This is a genomic window from Bradyrhizobium sp. STM 3557, assembly GCF_045571465.1.
Lineage (GTDB): Bacteria > Pseudomonadota > Alphaproteobacteria > Rhizobiales > Xanthobacteraceae > Bradyrhizobium.
In genome coordinates this window covers 5,457,821-5,473,978 of the sequence record NZ_CP120697.1, presented here as the reverse complement: position 1 = coordinate 5,473,978, position 16,158 = coordinate 5,457,821, and the positions used below count along the sequence as shown (strand labels likewise).

At 61.0% G+C, this 16,158-nt stretch carries 15 protein-coding genes and 2 pseudogenes; 10 read left to right on the top strand and 7 right to left on the bottom strand.

Annotated elements, in window-relative coordinates; translation table 11 throughout:
* Positions 1–122: 122 nt before the first annotated feature.
* Positions 123–1,474: pseudogene (locus tag P6U24_RS25130) on the bottom strand (transposase).
* A gap of 1,239 nt (positions 1,475–2,713) precedes the next feature.
* Between P6U24_RS25130 and P6U24_RS25125 the strand changes: the two are divergent.
* From P6U24_RS25125 to P6U24_RS25095, 7 genes are all read left to right on the top strand, one after another.
* The gene (locus P6U24_RS25125; protein WP_407155154.1) at positions 2,714–2,950 is read left to right on the top strand and encodes a hypothetical protein; all 237 of its coding nucleotides are present in this window, start codon (positions 2,714–2,716) and stop codon (positions 2,948–2,950) included.
* A gap of 188 nt (positions 2,951–3,138) precedes the next feature.
* The gene (locus tag P6U24_RS25120) at positions 3,139–4,491 is read left to right on the top strand and encodes a transposase (protein ID WP_407154848.1); all 1,353 of its coding nucleotides are present in this window, start codon (positions 3,139–3,141) and stop codon (positions 4,489–4,491) included.
* 272 nt (positions 4,492–4,763) lie between these two features.
* The gene (locus P6U24_RS25115; protein ID WP_407155153.1) at positions 4,764–5,219 is read left to right on the top strand and encodes a cupin domain-containing protein; all 456 of its coding nucleotides are present in this window, start codon (positions 4,764–4,766) and stop codon (positions 5,217–5,219) included.
* Positions 5,220–5,412: 193 nt separating this feature from the next.
* Positions 5,413–5,817 (top strand): IS66-like element accessory protein TnpA, encoded by a 405-nt coding sequence (gene tnpA / locus P6U24_RS25110; protein WP_407153975.1) that lies wholly within the window; start codon positions 5,413–5,415, stop codon positions 5,815–5,817.
* On the top strand, positions 5,814–6,164 hold the full coding sequence (tnpB, locus tag P6U24_RS25105; protein WP_407153976.1) for an IS66 family insertion sequence element accessory protein TnpB: 351 nt from the start codon (positions 5,814–5,816) through the stop codon (positions 6,162–6,164). The genes tnpA and tnpB overlap by 4 nt, the downstream gene beginning before the upstream one ends.
* A 62-nt stretch (positions 6,165–6,226) precedes the next feature.
* The gene (gene tnpC, locus P6U24_RS25100) at positions 6,227–7,840 is read left to right on the top strand and encodes an IS66 family transposase (RefSeq protein WP_407153977.1); all 1,614 of its coding nucleotides are present in this window, start codon (positions 6,227–6,229) and stop codon (positions 7,838–7,840) included.
* A gap of 410 nt (positions 7,841–8,250) precedes the next feature.
* Positions 8,251–9,762, top strand: a complete 1,512-nt coding sequence (locus tag P6U24_RS25095) for a tetratricopeptide repeat protein (RefSeq protein ID WP_407155152.1) — start codon at positions 8,251–8,253, stop codon at positions 9,760–9,762.
* A gap of 163 nt (positions 9,763–9,925) precedes the next feature.
* On the opposite strand, the pseudogene P6U24_RS25090 reads toward P6U24_RS25095, so the two are convergent.
* A pseudogene (locus tag P6U24_RS25090) lies at positions 9,926–11,277 on the bottom strand (transposase).
* 158 nt (positions 11,278–11,435) lie between these two features.
* Here P6U24_RS25090 and P6U24_RS25085 point away from each other — a divergent pair.
* Positions 11,436–11,897 carry a DUF1833 family protein gene (locus tag P6U24_RS25085; protein ID WP_407160575.1) on the top strand — a complete coding sequence of 154 codons (462 nt, stop codon included), beginning with the start codon at positions 11,436–11,438 and terminating at the stop codon, positions 11,895–11,897.
* A 17-nt stretch (positions 11,898–11,914) separates the two neighbouring features.
* Here P6U24_RS25085 and P6U24_RS25080 read toward each other — a convergent pair whose 3' ends face one another.
* Complete coding sequence (locus P6U24_RS25080) at positions 11,915–12,082, bottom strand: hypothetical protein (protein ID WP_407155151.1); 168 nt, start codon at positions 12,080–12,082, stop codon at positions 11,915–11,917.
* Between the two features lie 14 nt (positions 12,083–12,096).
* Positions 12,097–13,176, bottom strand: a complete 1,080-nt coding sequence (locus P6U24_RS25075; protein ID WP_407155150.1) for an esterase-like activity of phytase family protein — start codon at positions 13,174–13,176, stop codon at positions 12,097–12,099.
* Positions 13,177–13,412: 236 nt separating this feature from the next.
* Here P6U24_RS25075 and P6U24_RS25070 point away from each other — a divergent pair, with 236 nt between their 5' ends.
* A complete protein-coding gene (locus P6U24_RS25070; protein WP_407155149.1) occupies positions 13,413–13,874 on the top strand; it encodes a DNA adenine methylase in 462 nt (153 codons plus the stop codon).
* Between the two features lie 52 nt (positions 13,875–13,926).
* Here P6U24_RS25070 and P6U24_RS25065 read toward each other — a convergent pair whose 3' ends face one another.
* The 3 genes from P6U24_RS25065 to ligD are packed head-to-tail and all read right to left on the bottom strand — an operon-like array spanning position 13,927 to position 15,480.
* The gene (locus P6U24_RS25065; protein WP_407155148.1) at positions 13,927–14,187 is read right to left on the bottom strand and encodes a hypothetical protein; all 261 of its coding nucleotides are present in this window, start codon (positions 14,185–14,187) and stop codon (positions 13,927–13,929) included.
* A gap of 19 nt (positions 14,188–14,206) precedes the next feature.
* The gene (locus P6U24_RS25060; protein WP_407155147.1) at positions 14,207–14,560 is read right to left on the bottom strand and encodes a hypothetical protein; all 354 of its coding nucleotides are present in this window, start codon (positions 14,558–14,560) and stop codon (positions 14,207–14,209) included.
* Complete coding sequence (gene ligD / locus P6U24_RS25055; protein WP_407155146.1) at positions 14,560–15,480, bottom strand: non-homologous end-joining DNA ligase; 921 nt, start codon at positions 15,478–15,480, stop codon at positions 14,560–14,562. Before ligD ends, P6U24_RS25060 begins: the two co-directional genes overlap by 1 nt.
* A gap of 150 nt (positions 15,481–15,630) precedes the next feature.
* Between ligD and P6U24_RS25050 the strand changes: the two genes are divergently transcribed.
* Positions 15,631–15,831, top strand: a complete 201-nt coding sequence (locus tag P6U24_RS25050) for a hypothetical protein (protein WP_407155145.1) — start codon at positions 15,631–15,633, stop codon at positions 15,829–15,831.
* The last annotated feature ends 327 nt before the right edge of the window (positions 15,832–16,158 follow it).

Below are 16,158 nucleotides of genomic sequence, written 5' to 3'. Positions count from 1 at the left end.
AGGTTCAGGGCCCACGGGCTCGGAAGTAGGAAGGCCGCTTCTGGCCGATTCCGTTGAAAAAGTCGGCAGTAGTTTCGTCGCGAAAGACCGCTGTTCCACGAACGAATTTGGCTTGGTGGGGTTCACGCGGGCGTCGGTGCAGGCATCGGGATCAGCTTGGCCATCTTACGAAGGTTCTGAGCGGTGGCCGCGAGGGTGAACTCGTCGCGTGCGCCGTTCGGTCCTCTTAGGCGCAGCCGATCCAGCTTGAGAATGCGCTTGAGATGCGCGAACAGCATCTCGATCTTCTTGCGGAGCCGGCGTGAAGTGCGGCCTTCCCATGAGCTTGCGATCTCGCGCGCCATGTCGCGAGCGCCCTCGTAGATCGAGCGTGGAACTTTCCGGGCCGGGGTGTTGGGGCAACACCTGCTTTTCAGAGAGCATGCTTGACAATCGTGCTTGCTCGCGCGGTAGAGGATCGTCCTATGGTCGTTCACCGGCCTCCCTGTGGTGGTGAGGGTTTTGCCATCGGGGCAGCGATAGACGTCCGCAGCATAGTCGTAGGTGAAGGCCTCGCGCGAGAAAGTCCCGTCGGTGCGGGCCGACTTGTCGAAGACGGTCACGTGCGGCTCGATCCCCTGCTGGTAGACCAACCACCCGAGCATCTCAGCGGAGCCATAGGCACTGTCGCCGAGAAGCCGGCTTGGATAAAGATCGAACCTTTCGAGTGAACGCTCAATCATGCGCTTGGCGGCCAACACTTCTGCTTGGCGGATCGCCGTGGTCGCCTCGACATCGACGATGATCGCATTCTCGACGTCGACCAGATAGTTCGTCGAGTAGGCGAAGAAGGCTTGGCCGCCGTGCGCTCCCGTCCAGCGTGCCGCTGGGTCGGAGGGCGACACAAACTTGGGCGTGACCTCCGTCGCGGCGCCGAACGCGGCATCATCAAGAACAGCAAGATATTCATCGATCGCTCGGCTGGCAGCCTCCGGTGGAAGCCCCTTGTCGCCTTCGATGCCCTTCTGCCGATTGGCATCCGCCTTGATCAGGCTCGCGTCGACCGCGATCCTTCGCCGCCGACCAGGCGCTCCCGGATGCACCGGCGCAAGACGGCCTCGAACACGCGGCGGAAGAGATCGCTCTCACGGAAGCGGCCGTGCCTGTTCTTCGAGAACGTCGAGTGATCAGGGACAGTCCCGTCCAGACCCAGACGGCAAAACCAGCGGTATGCCAGATTGAGGTGGACTTCGTCACAGAGCCGCCGCTCCGATCGGATGCCGAACCAATAGCCGATCAGGAGCATCCTGATCATCAGCTCCGGATCGATCGAGGGCCGCCCGATGTTGCTGTAGAACGGTGCCAACTCCCGTCGCAGGTCCTCCAGGTCGACGAACCTATCGATCGACCGCAGGAGGTGGTCGGCTGGGATGTGCCTTTCTAGCGAGAACTCATAGAACAACGCAGCCTGTTCGACTTGCCGATGCCCCATCATGATCTTCAGTCCTGCCCAATTAGACAGACTGAATCATCGATATCTCTGCGTCGCAACTGCCGACTTTTTCAACGGAATCGGCCCAATGGAGACATCGCTTCGGCTCTGTTCCGCGAAATTGCCAAGCGAAAACCTCAGCAAGTGTGAGATAGCTCACACATCCCTCAGCCGAAAATTTACAATTATACCTCCGGGCCACGACCAGGGGTGACGGCCAATGGCATGCGAAAACGCGTGCTTGCTCGTGTGCTTGACGCGAGAACAGTGTGTTGAGCGAAGCAAGGAGCGCGCGCTCGCGCTTCTCAGGGTTGGCCGGATACACGAGGCGGTAGCCTCGATGATGGCGGACATGCGGAAGGACCAGAACTGCCGAGTTCCTAGCGCAGTCCACGCGATCGGTATCTCTGCCGCTGCGGCTGGCGATGTCGCCGTGGCGCGCGCCTACATTGAGGGTTTTGCCTGACAGCGCTCGGCAGGCCCACCATATCCGGTTCTGGTCCGGACCTTCCCCGTCGGCGCCGATGATGTCCGCTCTCCGGGCAAGACCGGAAGGTCTGCAATCCGAGTGACCGATAGGCCGCTTGTGAGCCGAAGGCGACCTTGTGCCGCTTGATCAGAGTTGAGGGTTTGCTGTCTAGATCCAGATATTTTGCTTTAGAAACGTGTCTGCCTAGACGGACAATGCAACGAATGGGGGCATGGCTAATGCGAAGCTTCGTAGTGACCGTTCTATTGTCCTTAGCGGTGATTTTAGGTCTCTACCTCTACGGATCGCCGGAATATAGAAAGCTAAAGAGAGAGTGCGTTGAGACCGGAATGGATCAATCGGATGCCCCATCAGACGACAGTCTGCACAGTTTGTGGATGGCGTGTCGCAAAATTGGCTTTGGCCCGTCCTTATAGAGCGCACTAGTTTGCCTAGACACAACAGCCAATAACTTTCGCGCATCGGCGCCCGTTTCGGGGCCCATCAGCGAAGTCGCGACCCTCGGCTCGGACGTCTGCTCCAGGAAGGTCAGCGGACCGGAATTGCTCAAGTTAAGTGTTTGGCATTTCGACCCGGACCGGACATCGGTCAGCATAAGGGCTGAAGCAGTATCCTCGGCCGACAGCACTGCGAATTATCCCGCTGCCCCATCAGGAGGTGGTAGAGTGAGAACATCACCGGCAGTGACCGATACGGGCGCTGGTGGCTGAGAGACCGCTTGCGCTCCCGCCTGCACAGGATGGGAGCGAGACATGTCGGACCTCCATCAGTCAAATGTTCGCGCGATGCAGCTTCGTCATTTGGAGCAAGCCGAGCGGCACGTTGCCGAAGGCGAACGACACATTGCTGAGCAGGAGGAACGGATTGCAGACCTCGCTCGCCTCGGCCACGATCTAGCGGAGGCTAAAGTACTTCTGGAGAATTTTTATGCATCTCAGGTGCTGCACATCCAGCACCGTGATCGAATTCGCAGAGAGCTAGAACGTTAGACCACTCGGGTCGGCTGCCTCCGACGTCGCCGTGTGGTCCATCTCGAACCTCCCGTTCGGTGCGGAGGACGTCCGAAGTGGCCAGAGAGCCGAAGGGCCGCTTCTGGCCGATTCCGTTGAAAAAGTCGGCAGTTGCGACGCAGAGATATCGATGATTCAGTCTGTCTAATTGGGCAGGACTGAAGATCATGATGGGGCATCGGCAAGTCGAACAGGCTGCGTTGTTCTATGAGTTCTCGCTAGAAAGGCACATCCCAGCCGACCACCTCCTGCGGTCGATCGATAGGTTCGTCGACCTGGAGGACCTGCGACGGGAGTTGGCACCGTTCTACAGCAACATCGGGCGGCCCTCGATCGATCCGGAGCTGATGATCAGGATGCTCCTGATCGGCTATTGCTTCGGCATCCGATCGGAGCGGCGGCTCTGTGACGAAGTCCACCTCAATCTGGCATACCGCTGGTTTTGCCGTCTGGGTCTGGACGGGACTGTCCCTGATCACTCGACGTTCTCGAAGAACAGGCACGGCCGCTTCCGTGAGAGCGATCTCTTCCGCCGCGTGTTCGAGGCCGTCTTGCGCCGGTGCATCCGGGAGCGCCTGGTCGGCGGCGAAGGATTCGCGGTCGACGCGAGCCTGATCAAGGCGGATGCCAATCGGCAGAAGGGCATCGAAGGCGACAAGGGGCTTCCACCGGAGGCTGCCAGCCGAGCGATCGATGAATATCTTGCTGTTCTTGATGATGCCGCGTTCGGCGCCGCGACGGAGGTCACGCCCAAGTTTGTGTCGCCCTCCGACCCAGCGGCACGCTGGACGGGAGCGCACGGCGGCCAAGCCTTCTTCGCCTACTCGACGAACTATCTGGTCGACGTCGAGAATGCGATCATCGTCGATGTCGAGGCGACCACGGCGATCCGCCAAGCAGAAGTGTTGGCCGCCAAGCGCATGATTGAGCGTTCACTCGAAAGGTTCGATCTTTATCCAAGCCGGCTTCTCGGCGACAGTGCCTATGGCTCCGCTGAGATGCTCGGGTGGTTGGTCTACCAGCAGGGGATCGAGCCGCACGTGACCGTCTTCGACAAGTCGGCCCGCACCGACGGGACTTTCTCGCGCGAGGCCTTCACCTACGACTATGCTGCGGACGTCTATCGCTGCCCCGATGGCAAAACCCTCACCACCACAGGGAGGCCGGTGAACGACCATAGGACGATCCTCTACCGCGCGAGCAAGCACGATTGTCAAGCATGCTCTCTGAAAAGCAGGTGTTGCCCCAACACCCCGGCCCGGAAAGTTCCACGCTCGATCTACGAGGGCGCTCGCGACATGGCGCGCGAGATCGCAAGCTCATGGGAAGGCCGCACTTCACGCCGGCTCCGCAAGAAGATCGAGATGCTGTTCGCGCATCTCAAGCGCATTCTCAAGCTGGATCGGCTGCGCCTAAGAGGACCGAACGGCGCACGCGACGAGTTCACCCTCGCGGCCACCGCTCAGAACCTTCGTAAGATGGCCAAGCTGATCCCGATGCCTGCACCGACGCCCGCGTGAACCCCACCAAGCCAAATTCGTTCGTGGAACAGCGGTCTTTCGCGACGAAACTACTGCCGACTTTTTCAACGGAATCGGCCCATCTCGGTCCTTCCGGTCGGCGCCAAGGAGGTCCGCTCTCAGGGGGTAACCGGAAGTAGGCAGTTCTGCGATTTAAGGGAAGCCCTTGTGACCCTGAGCAGTCATTGTCGAGCGGCAGGGCCGCTGGACTCGGTTAGCTCCAAGGAGTTCTAATATGTGTCTTGTTCCACATTACCGTGGGAGGCACTCACATGAAGAAGCTCTTGGTGATAGCGGGCTTGGTGGTGTTCTCATTCCCGGCGACAGCGCAAAACACGCCGATGCGGGTCACCCCTGATGCACTTGCGTGGAAGGAGAACCCGGCCTTTCCCAAAGGTGTCCAGCTCGCAACGCTGGTGGGAGACCCAACAAAAGCGGGGGATGTGGTTGTCTTGCGCATCAAATTCCCTCCAAATTTTCAGATGCCGCCGCACACTCATCCCTATTCCGAGGTCGTGACCATCATAAGTGGCAATATCGGAACTAGTCACGGTGAAACGTTTGAAAAGAAAGGCGAGTTGTTAAAGCCAGGCTCATTGTGGGTATATCCGGCAAAGCATCCTCACTACGCCTGGACCGGAAATGAGGAGGCCGTTCTCCAAGTTCAGTTCGTCGGTCCTGGTGGCATCGATTACATCAACCCAGCCGACGATCCGCGCAAGAACTAGTCGTGGCCACTCAGCTCGCGCGCTTTTGACCGAATGTATGGTCCGGTCGTGCCTTTCACTTGGAGCACGACCGGACCATCCCAGGAGGCATGCGCCTTGCCCCGCGTTTGCAACGCGGCGATATGCCCTGCTGCGTACCCCTCCGGTGAGAACCGCCTTGCGCTGATGCAGGGAGGCGCGAAGACATAGTCGTATGACTGAGCATACGACTATGCCGAAGGTGTCGCGGCTTGAGGTGATCCAGACCGGGTCGCGGCGTCGCTGGACGCTGGAAGAGAAGCGGCGGATCGTCGCCGAGAGCGATAGCGGCACGCGGCAGGTCTCGGCAACCGCCCGGCGGTATGGCTTGTCGACCGGTCAGTTGTTCACCTGGCGTCGGCTGGCACGCAAGGGGCGACTGGGCGGGAATGCCGAGCCCGTGTCGTTTGCCGAAGCGGTGATTGCGGATGGAGGATCGGCCGCGGCGGCATCGCCGCCTCCCGCTGGTGGGTGCAGACGCATGGAGATCGTGCTTGCGGATGGGCTGCGGGTCATCGTCGAGCAAGGCGTCGATCCCGGTGCGCTGGCGCGGATGATCGGCGCGCTGGAGCGGCGATGACGATCCCTATTCCGAGCGGGGCGCGGGTGTGGCTGGCGACAGGCCGCACCGACATGCGCAAGGGGTTCGATGGGCTGGCGCTGCTGGTGCAGGAGACCCTCAAGCGCGATCCGCATGGCGGCCACCTGTTCGTATTCCGCGGCCGGCGCGGCGACCTGATCAAAGTGCTGTGGCACGATGGCCAGGGCATGTGCCTGTTCTCCAAGCGCCTGGAGCGCGGCCGCTTCATCTGGCCGTCGCCGGCGGACGGGACGGTGGCGATCACGCCGGCCCAACTCGGGTATCTCCTGGAAGGGATCGACTGGCGGCTGCCGCAGCGGACATGGCGGCCGGAGGCGGCGGGCTGAACGCGTTGGAGCGCGATAGGAAGGGCATACAAACCGCGCGCCCTGTGATTCCATCATTGGCGATGAGCCCCAGTGATTCTCCCACGGATGAGATCGAGAGATTGACGCGCCTGCTGCGCGATCGCGACGCCGAGATCGCGCGGATGCGTGCCGAGGCGACTGGCGCGGAGGCTCTGATCACGCATCTGCGTCTGACGATTGCGAAGATGCGGCGCGAGCTCTTTGGACAGCGCAGCGAGCACAAGGCGCGGCTCCTTGACCAGATGGAGCTTCAGCTTGAGGAGCTGGAAGCAACTGCGGCGGAGGACGAACTTGCGGCCGAGAAGACAGCCGCTGCTGTTGGCGAGACGCCGCCGCTGTCTGCGTTCCCGCGCAACAAGCCTGCGCGCAAGCCGTTCCCGGCGCATCTGCCGCGCGAGCGGGTCGTGCTGCCCGGTCCCGATGCCTGCGCCTGCTGTGGCTCGACCCGGCTCGCCAAGCTCGGCGAGGATGTTACTGAGACACTGGAGGTGGTGCCGCGGCAGTGGAAGGTCGTGCAATACGTGCGCGAGAAGTTCACCTGCCGGGACTGCGAGAAGATCACGCAGGTGCCTGCGCCGTTCCACGTTCTGCCGCGCGGCTTCGCCGGGCCTTCTCTGTTGGCGATGATCCTGTTCGAGAAGTACGGGCAGCACCAGCCGCTCAATCGCCAGTCGGAGCGCTACGCGCGCGAGGGCATCGCGCTGAGCCTGTCGACGCTCGCCGACCAGGTGGGCGGTTGCGCGGCGCTGCTGCGGCCGCTGCATGATCTGATCCGTGCGCACGTGCTCGCGGGCAACCGCGTCCATGGCGACGAGACCCCGGTGCCAGTGCTTGCCAAGGGCCAGACGGCGACTGGACGGGCCTGGGTCTATGTGCGCGACGATCGCCCATTCGGCGGCCACGATCCACCAGCGGCAGTGTTCTTCTACTCGCGCGACCGCGCGGGCGAGCACGCCGAGCGTCACCTGCACGGCTATGGCGGCATCCTGCAGGCCGACTGCTACGCTGGCTTCAACCGGCTGTACGAGGCCGGCCGCAAGGGAGGGCCGATCACCGAGGCCGCTTGCTGGGCGCATGCTCGGCGCAAGTTCTTCGTGCTCGCCGACGTCACCGCCAAGGCGCGTGGCAAGCTCGCCGTCATCGCGCCGATGGCGTTCGAGGCGGTGAAGCGCATCGACGCGATCTTTGACGTCGAACGCAAGATCAACGGCCGGGTGCCGCTCGAACGGCTCGCCGAGCGCGCGCTGCGCGTTGCGCCGCTGGTCGCTGATCTGCAGATCTGGATGCGCACCGAGCGCGCTAAGCTGTCACGGCACTCCGAGGTCGCCAAGGCCATGGACTATATGCTCAAGCGCTGGGAGACGTTCGCGCGCTTTCTCTCCGACGGCCGCATCTGCCTGACCAATAACGCCGCCGAGCGCGAGTTGCGCGGCATCGCACTCGGCCGCAAGGCGTGGCTGTTCGCCGGCTCCGATCGCGGCGGCGAACGGGCCGCCGTGATGTACACGCTGATACAGACCGCCAAGCTCAACGACGTCGACCCTCAGGCTTGGCTCGCCGACGTCCTCGCTCGAATCAACGACCACAACATCCGCACGCTTGACCAGCTTCTGCCTTGGAATTGGAAGCTCTCAGCCCAGAAGCTCGTCGCCTGATCCTTGGACTGGCGGGGCGGCAATCGACTAACCCGCGGTCTTCACCGGATACTTACCCTGCTGCCGCAATTATCGAGACCTGTATTCTGCTCGCTGCCGTCCTCAAGCTGCAATGGGGATCGAAATGAAGCGGCCGTGAGCGAATGTCTGTTCATGGCCCACTAGCGAAGTGGCGACCTTCGGCTCGGAGTCCGCTCCGGGGAGGTCAGCGGACCGGAATTGCTCAGATCTGGAGTTTTTCCCGTTTTGACCCAATAGCGGGCACCCATTCCGACCTGGAGCCGGCGACTATCTAAGCTATGTTTGAGGGAAGCGTGAACTTGGTCAGCAAGTGTGACCAATCCGAAGCTGAGAAACTCTGCTAGGTTCTGGAATGCGGGCGCGTGCTTCTGCGGAGAGAAAACACGGTCATGAACTCGGAAACCTCAAAAGAGTTAGTCGACAAGCCGACGCCCGATACCGAATCACTTGAGCAAGCTGCATCTATTGACCGGCCGCGCGGCAAGCCAACACCGGATCTCAACATCCGCAGCCGCCTTCGGGCGCGATTACAATTCATCGTCGGCACGCTCGCCTCGATAGCCACTATTGGCGCGATCGTGGGCGGCTTCGTTGGCTATTGGAGTGCGTGGAAAACGCTTCGTACGGACGTATTTCCGAACAAGAAGCAGACGGACATTGCGGTCTCGACCCCGCCTAAGAACGTTCCTCGTCTCTCTCTTGTCGTCCTGCCATTTGCGAACGTCAACAACGATCCGGAGCAGGACTATTTCGCTGACGGCGTTACGGCCGATTTGACCACCGATCTCGCGCAAATGCCCGGCGCGTTTGTCATTGGACGAGGAACGGCATTCACGTACAAGAACAAGCAGATCGACCTCAGGACGCTGGGAAATGATCTGGGCATCCGGTGGGCAGTCCAGGGCGCGGTTCGACGCACCGGCGATCAGATTCGGGTTAACGTGTCGCTGACCGACGTCGCGAGCGGTCGCGACGTTTGGTCAGACCGGTTCGACGGGGATCGCACGAATCTGGCTGCGTTGCAGGACCAGATCACAGTTCGGCTCGCCCGTTCGCTGAACATTGAACTGATCCAAGCCGAAAGCCGTCGCAGCGAATTGGAGCGATCGAATAATGCAGACGCCATGGACTTCACGATGCGCGGCTGGGCAAAATCCTACGAGCCCCGATCGAAGACGACAATTGCGGAGGCAACAGAGCTATTTGAGAATGCGCTGCGCCTCGACCCAGACGACGTCGATGCGATGATTGGGAAAGCGTGGTGTCTGAGTCCCCCGATTAGTTTGTTCTCCGGATGGCCTGCATCTGCGGCCCAAGACAAGAAGAACGCAACCAATCTCATCGACAAAGCCCTTTCTAAACGCCCGGCAAGCGCAATGGCTCACGTGGTCAAAGGAGACACTCTTCGATTTGGTAACCCCGAAGAGGCATTGTACCACTACGACGTTGCGCTTGAAATCAATCCGAATTTTCCGGCCGCCTACTCTGGCAAGGGAGATGCGCTCATCTCCGCCGGGCGGACACGCGAAGCGGTCATGGTGACTCAGCATGCTATCCGACTAAGCCCTAGAGATCCTGCTTCTGCGGCTTGGCACTGGACCCTCTGCAATGCGCACCTACGACTCCACGATTATCAAGAAGCAATCGAGGAATGCAGGCGGACCGTCAATATGAACGGTGCGTATTGGTTCGCCTATGTAGGTCTAGTCTCGGCTTACGGAGCGACGGGGCAATTTGAGCAGGCACAGCTGAGCCTCGCCGAATTATACAAGGTCCGGCCGGACTTCACGATCCAATCGTATCGTGATTTCGGTTATGCACTCACGAACAACACGCAGTTTCGTCGAGAGTTCGACGAGATCCTTGATAACCTCAAGAGGGTCGGGGTGCGGGAGCAATAGACTGATGTTGTTTGGCAACAAGTCGTCCCTTTCGCTCTTGGCCCAAGGCGGACCAAAATGCCGATGCGCCGGCAGGTCGGCTCACTTACCGATTCCGTTGAAAAAGTCGGCAGTAGTTTCGTCGTGAACGTCCGCTGTTCGCGGACGAATTGGCTTGGTGGGGTCACGCGGGCGTCGGTGCAGGCATCGGGATCAGCTTGGCCATCTTACGAAGGTTCTGAGCGGTGGCCGCGAGGGTGAACTCGTCACGTGCGCCGTTCGGCCCTCTTAGTCTCAACCGATCCAGCTTGAGAATGCGCTTGAGATGCGCGAACAGCATCTCGATCTTCTTCCGGAGCCGGCGTGAAGTGCGGCCTTCCCATGAGCTTGCGATCTCGCGCGCCATGTCGCGAGCGCCCTCGTAGATCGAGCGTGGAACTTTCCGGGCCGGGGTGTTGGGGCAACACCTGCTTTTCAGAGAGCATGCTTGACAATCGTGCTTGCTCGCGCGGTAGAGGATCGTCCTATGGTCGTTCACCGGCCTCCCTGTGGTGGTGAGGGTTTTGCCATCGGGGCAGCGATAGACGTCCGCAGCATAGTCGTAGGTGAAGGCCTCGCGCGAGAAAGTCCCGTCGGTGCGGGCCGACTTGTCGAAGACGGTCACGTGCGGCTCGATCCCCTGCTGGTAGACCAACCACCCGAGCATCTCAGCGGAGCCATAGGCACTGTCGCCGAGAAGCCGGCTTGGATAAAGATCGAACCTTTCGAGTGAACGCTCAATCATGCGCTTGGCGGCCAACACTTCTGCTTGGCGGATCGCCGTGGTCGCCTCGACATCGACGATGATCGCATTCTCGACGTCGACCAGATAGTTCGTCGAGTAGGCGAAGAAGGCTTGGCCGCCGTGCGCTCCCGTCCAGCGTGCCGCTGGGTCGGAGGGCGACACAAACTTGGGCGTGACCTCCGTCGCGGCGCCGAACGCGGCATCATCAAGAACAGCAAGATATTCATCGATCGCTCGGCTGGCAGCCTCCGGTGGAAGCCCCTTGTCGCCTTCGATGCCCTTCTGCCGATTGGCATCCGCCTTGATCAGGCTCGCGTCGACCGCGATCCTTCGCCGCCGACCAGGCGCTCCCGGATGCACCGGCGCAAGACGGCCTCGAACACGCGGCGGAAGAGATCGCTCTCACGGAAGCGGCCGTGCCTGTTCTTCGAGAACGTCGAGTGATCAGGGACAGTCCCGTCCAGACCCAGACGGCAAAACCAGCGGTATGCCAGATTGAGGTGGACTTCGTCACAGAGCCGCCGTTCCGATCGGATGCCGAAGCAATAGCCGATCAGGAGCATCCTGATCATCAGCTCCGGATCGATCGAGGGCCGCCCGATGTTGCTGTAGAACGGTGCCAACTCCCGTCGCAGGTCCTCCAGGTCGACGAACCTATCGATCGACCGCAGGAGGTGGTCGGCTGGGATGTGCCTTTCTAGCGAGAACTCATAGAACAACGCAGCCTGTTCGACTTGCCGATGCCCCATCATGATCTTCAGTCCTGCCCAATTAGACAGACTGAATCATCGATATCTCTGCGTCGCAACTGCCGACTTTTTCAACGGAATCTTACCCAAAACGGACGTCGTCTCGCTAGTGGTCGAGTACCCTTAAGTTTTCCTGAGAATCTGGCCCGCTCTGGGGCGCGATAGTCATTCCAACCCACAATGAAGCTCTCCTGGAGGCGTATGCCTCCTGTCCGCCGAGCGCGCGGATCTATCACACGCTCGAGGTCTGGCATCCGTCGTTCGCGCAGGCCGCGGGCGTCGTCGCCAATGTCGGCGACGATATGACGTTCGGGGTCGAGGCCGGCGCGCCGCGTGACGCCGGCAGCATGGTGACCTTTATCGCCTGTCCGTTCCAGGCCGACTATCCGGAGCAGCGCGAAGGCCAGCCGCCGTCCCGCAAGATCTCGATCGACAGCGTTACGCGCGAGCTGGTGCCGCAGCTGCGACGGGATTTCGAGCACCTGCGCAAATGGCGCAAGAGTGTAGAGCAGGCGCAGAGCATCACCTTTCGCATCGTGGTGACGACGATCGTGACCGGCCTGGTCGGCGCCGCCTGGCTCGGGTTTAAGGCTGCGTTGGCTCTCAAAAGCGGTGGATCATGATCGAGGCATTTGCACTGTTAGGCGACGACGCGGCCGCGCACGGCCAGCTGAAGCGCACGGGGTCTGGCGATCGGCATCACAGCAGCTGATCGGCTGCGCTGCTTGGTTGGCAGGAATGGCAGATGTCGCGGCAGTGTGCTATAGAAGGACTTGTTGCTAACGATGTCTCCAATCGTCAGCAGCATGACGGGCTTCAAGATCACTCCACCAGCGTGAACTGCAGCAGCAGCGTGCGCTGAATCATCGAGAAATTGTCGTCGGACAGCATCGACAGCACGGTGTCGCCTTCCGGCGTGACGTGGGCATCGATGCCTTCCATGTTGTCGATCTCCTGGCCGAGACCGGCATTGAAGATCGCAGCGCCATCGACCAGCGCGCCCGGCGTGATCGAGGCAAGTGCAATCCGCCGGATGCGGATGCCGACCCCGGAGAACAGCGAGGATTTCCGTTCCAGTACGAGCAGATCGCCCGGGGGCAGAATCACCGCATCGCTGATGTCGAAATTGTCCGTGCGGCGGACGCTGAACTGCCCCGGCGATGGGCCGCCAACCAGAAACGCGATCAGGTTGCCGTCGGCATTGAGCCCGCGCTCGGAGAGCGCAATCAGCGTGCCCGCCAGCGGCAGGCCTTTCGGCACCATCACCAGCGCCTCGAGTCCCTGGTTGTCAGGCAATTGCTCCGCGACAGCCGGCAATGGCACCACCTCGCCGCGCGCGCGGATGAATCCTTTCGAGAAGTCGAAGCGCATCACCTGATTGACGCGCTCGAGCCCGACATAGGCGATGTCGCCGTCGATCGCGAGCGATTCGGAATCGTACCAGCCGTGCTCGGTGATCGGCTTGCCATCCATGAACAGCAGCGGCGCGGCCTCGACTTCCGCGAGCCCCGCCATGGCGCGCCCGGAATAGACGATGCGGCCGGTGAACCAGGCGCCCTGATCGCTGACGGAGATGAAGCGCTCGCCATTCGGCTCAAGGAAGCGAAAAGCCGAGAGGCCGCCGAAACCCGGAAAGCTCGAGGTCAGCACCAGTCCGCTGCGGTACTCCAACTTGCCGAAGCGTATGCGGCTGCGATCGCGCAAATCGAATGACGGCAACGGTCGGGCGTTGACGTCGATCGGTACGGGGGCTCCGGCGGAGAAAGCATTGCGGGTTCTGCGTTTGGCGGTGGCCTGCTGCGAAAGCTGGGCGTGGGCCGCCCCGTGCCCTGCGAGCGTCGCAAATCCAGCTGTAGCAAGCGTCAGGAAACGTCGCCGTGCGAGATTCGGGTATTGCGACATTGATCTGCAGAGTCCCGCTCCAGCATTTCCCCTTGCGAGTTGCGATGTGTGCACATCTGCGGCTTCATCCCCATAACTATTCCTCACAGAATACGTTCGGCGCCCATCCGGAAGAATGCGGCCGCAAGTTATTCCAACCTCGACCGAGCGGGCGGCGGCAGCCAATCCGGACACGCTCACCGATCTCGAGCGGGCGGCGCGCTTCCTCTACCTGCAGCGGCGCATTCGGAGGCAAGGTGGCGCGACGCAGTTTCGGAGTCCAAACCGGGGGTGGCTCGCGCTTCGACGTGACAAGACTGGGGCCGCTGCTCGAGGAAATCCACGATCGCCTGGCGGGAGTCACGATCGAATGCCTACCCTGGGCGGAGTTCATCGATCGCTATGACTCGCGCGGCACGTTGTTCTATCTCGATCCGCCTTATTGGGGCTCGGAGATGGACTACGGTCTCGGCGTGTTCTCGCGGACTGATTTTAGTCGCCTGGCGCTCCGGTTGTCCCGCATCTCGGGACCGTTCATGCTTTTGGTCAATGACGTCCCGCAGACGCGCGAGATCTTCGGCCGCTTTGCGATCGAGCAAGTAATGACGCAGTACACGGTCGCGGGCGGAAAGCCGAGCGACGTGCCTGAGATTGTTGTCACCGCACCTGCCTCCGTGCATCCCGTAGCAGCGGTTGAGGATCATCCCTTGCTACTCTGAGCGTTGACTCCACAATTTTGGTCGATCCGAGCGCGTGACTGTCAGCTCACGTTCACGTGTCGGCAACGGGCTTGAAGAATGTCGCGAAAGCATCCGAGCCCAAGCAGTAGAGCCGGCCGCTGGGTGCCTTGACGATCCAATCGCCAATGTTCGCGATCTGTGTTCCCGTCTTGGTCTCGATCCGCGCGTTGCGCTGGATCGGGTCGTAGATCACGCCAATGACGAGCTCGGGGTTTGGGTGAGGCGCGTCGAAGGTATCATCCGTGATCTGGACAGCTTCGACGATCACCGTGCCGCTGCGGTACGTCTTCATTCCATCACGGGTGACATCGCTATCGCTCTGGGGCGTGTTTCAACGCCTCAATCAGAGGTGAGGTGCGAACCACCTTTCCGTTTCTCGACAGCGGAACGTAGATGGCTTGCCGCCCTTCTGCATCGGTTACAGCGATGGCCTGTGGCATTGTGTCGGGGTATTCGCCGCCTTGCTCAAGGGTCTCGATCCTGTAGCCTTCGAACCGCATGTCGTGGCCATCGAGATCGGGATCCTGCGGGCGCTCGCCGGGCGGCAGCGGCGGCAGGTCGGGCTGCTGCTCATTGCGCGGCACGCTCCGATAAAGCCGCGCACGCAGATCATCGACGCTCATCGCAAAGGCTTGCTTCATCGATCGTAGGCGATATTTCGTCATCACAGGTCCTCCCTCAGTCCCTTGTAGAACGGGTGCCGCACCTTTCCCTCAGCCGATTTGGTGCGGTATTCGATCTCGGCCGACAGCTTCGGCTCGACCCAGATGCCCCGATGGGCGATGCGCTTGGCGTACGGCTGCGTCTTGCGGATCAGCGGCGTCAGCCGCTGGCGCAGCTCGTCCGCCGAGGCGCGATCGAAGCCGTGATCGACCTTGCCGGCATAAACCAGCTTGTCGCCCTGGTAGCGGCCGACATAGATGCCGTCCCATTCCTTGCCGTCGAGGGCGAAGCCGGCGATCGGCAGGGTCTCGCGTTGCGCGCAGGTCTTCTTGACCCAGTCGCTCGTTCGGCCGGTCGGATAGAGGCTGTCATGGACCTTCGAGACGACGCCCTCGAGCCCGACCTTGCAGGCATGAGCGAACATCTCACGCCCGTCGATCGCGAAGCTCTCGCTGAACTGGACGGGGGTGTCGGCGATCAGCTTTTCGAGAAGCGCCTTGCGCTCGAACAGGGGCAGCTGGCGCAGGTCCCGGCCTTTGAGATAAAACAGGTCAAAGGCGACGAGCACGATCTTGTCGGAGCGGCCTTTCAGCTCGTTCTGGAGCACAGAGAAGTCGGTCGCACCGTTTGCTTGCGGCACCACGACCTCACCGTCGATAATCGCTGAGCTCGCGTTGATGTCCATTGCGTCGTGGGCGATCTTGCGAAAGCGGTGCGTCCAATCGTGACCGCGGCGGGTGAAGATCTTGATCTCGCGGTTGTGCAGATGAACTTGCACGCGGTAGCCGTCGAACTTGATCTCGTGAATCCAGCGCTCTCCCGACGGCACCCGCTCGACCGAGGTAGCGAGGGCGGGCGCAATGAAGCCTGGGTAAGGTAATTTGATGCCGGTCGCTACGAACTTACGCCGTTGAAACGCCACTGGAAAAGGACTCCACGCAAACAAGCGATTCGAGTCATTCGCGAGTGATTCGTTCCGTCCCGTGGAGAGCATCCTCCTCGCCGTGCACCTACCTAAGGTATTGCGCTGGCGCTGTAGTTACACTTGAGTGGTGCTGGGCTGGAGGAAACGATGCGCGTGTTGGGCTTTGCGCCACATTGGGCTGGTGCGCTGCTTCCCGCGCCGAAGGTTCGAGCTAGGCTTGGACAGGAGTACATCGGCAAGAATGTCGATACCTTGGTGATGCAATGGGGACCGCCTACGAGCACCTTTCGCATGAACAGCGGCGAAGGCTCTTATGTCTGGCAACTTTCCTCGGTCATCCTGATCTAAGTGCGGAAAAAGCGAATCGCGAAGCCTAATATATGCAATTGCACGGCGTGCCTATCAGCAGACGCTCTTGGGTTGATCCGTGGGGGTGCACATGACGCGACCGGGTATTAGCTGATGTTTTTGTCGCTCGCGGCAGCCGGCATCGGGCTGCAATCGTTGTTCCGAATTGCAGGCTAGTTCTATGCCGATTTCGTAAAGATCGGCGGGCCCGATCCGCCGTGCTGCGAGGCTTAAGCGGACGTGCGAAACACAAAGACCCGTGCAGGTTTAAAATAATGCTCAAAGCGATTGGGGTAGATCCCATGGTGTAGCCGCGCGCTTGAAAGA

Bases quoted from the DNA above. Each gene is read 5' to 3' on its own strand.
- P6U24_RS25125 (WP_407155154.1), top strand. From the start codon at position 2,714: ATGTCGGACCTCCATCAGTCAAATGTTCGCGCGATGCAGCTTCGTCAT.
- P6U24_RS25120 (WP_407154848.1), top strand. From the start codon at position 3,139: ATGATGGGGCATCGGCAAGTCGAACAGGCTGCGTTGTTCTATGAGTTC.
- P6U24_RS25115 (WP_407155153.1), top strand. From the start codon at position 4,764: ATGAAGAAGCTCTTGGTGATAGCGGGCTTGGTGGTGTTCTCATTCCCG.
- tnpA (WP_407153975.1), top strand. From the start codon at position 5,413: ATGACTGAGCATACGACTATGCCGAAGGTGTCGCGGCTTGAGGTGATC.
- tnpB (WP_407153976.1), top strand. From the start codon at position 5,814: ATGACGATCCCTATTCCGAGCGGGGCGCGGGTGTGGCTGGCGACAGGC.
- tnpC (WP_407153977.1), top strand. From the start codon at position 6,227: ATGAGCCCCAGTGATTCTCCCACGGATGAGATCGAGAGATTGACGCGC.
- P6U24_RS25095 (WP_407155152.1), top strand. From the start codon at position 8,251: ATGAACTCGGAAACCTCAAAAGAGTTAGTCGACAAGCCGACGCCCGAT.
- P6U24_RS25080 (WP_407155151.1), bottom strand. From the start codon at position 12,082: ATGCTGCTGACGATTGGAGACATCGTTAGCAACAAGTCCTTCTATAGC.
- P6U24_RS25075 (WP_407155150.1), bottom strand. From the start codon at position 13,176: ATGTCGCAATACCCGAATCTCGCACGGCGACGTTTCCTGACGCTTGCT.
- P6U24_RS25065 (WP_407155148.1), bottom strand. From the start codon at position 14,187: ATGAAGACGTACCGCAGCGGCACGGTGATCGTCGAAGCTGTCCAGATC.
- P6U24_RS25060 (WP_407155147.1), bottom strand. From the start codon at position 14,560: ATGACGAAATATCGCCTACGATCGATGAAGCAAGCCTTTGCGATGAGC.
- P6U24_RS25050 (WP_407155145.1), top strand. From the start codon at position 15,631: ATGCGCGTGTTGGGCTTTGCGCCACATTGGGCTGGTGCGCTGCTTCCC.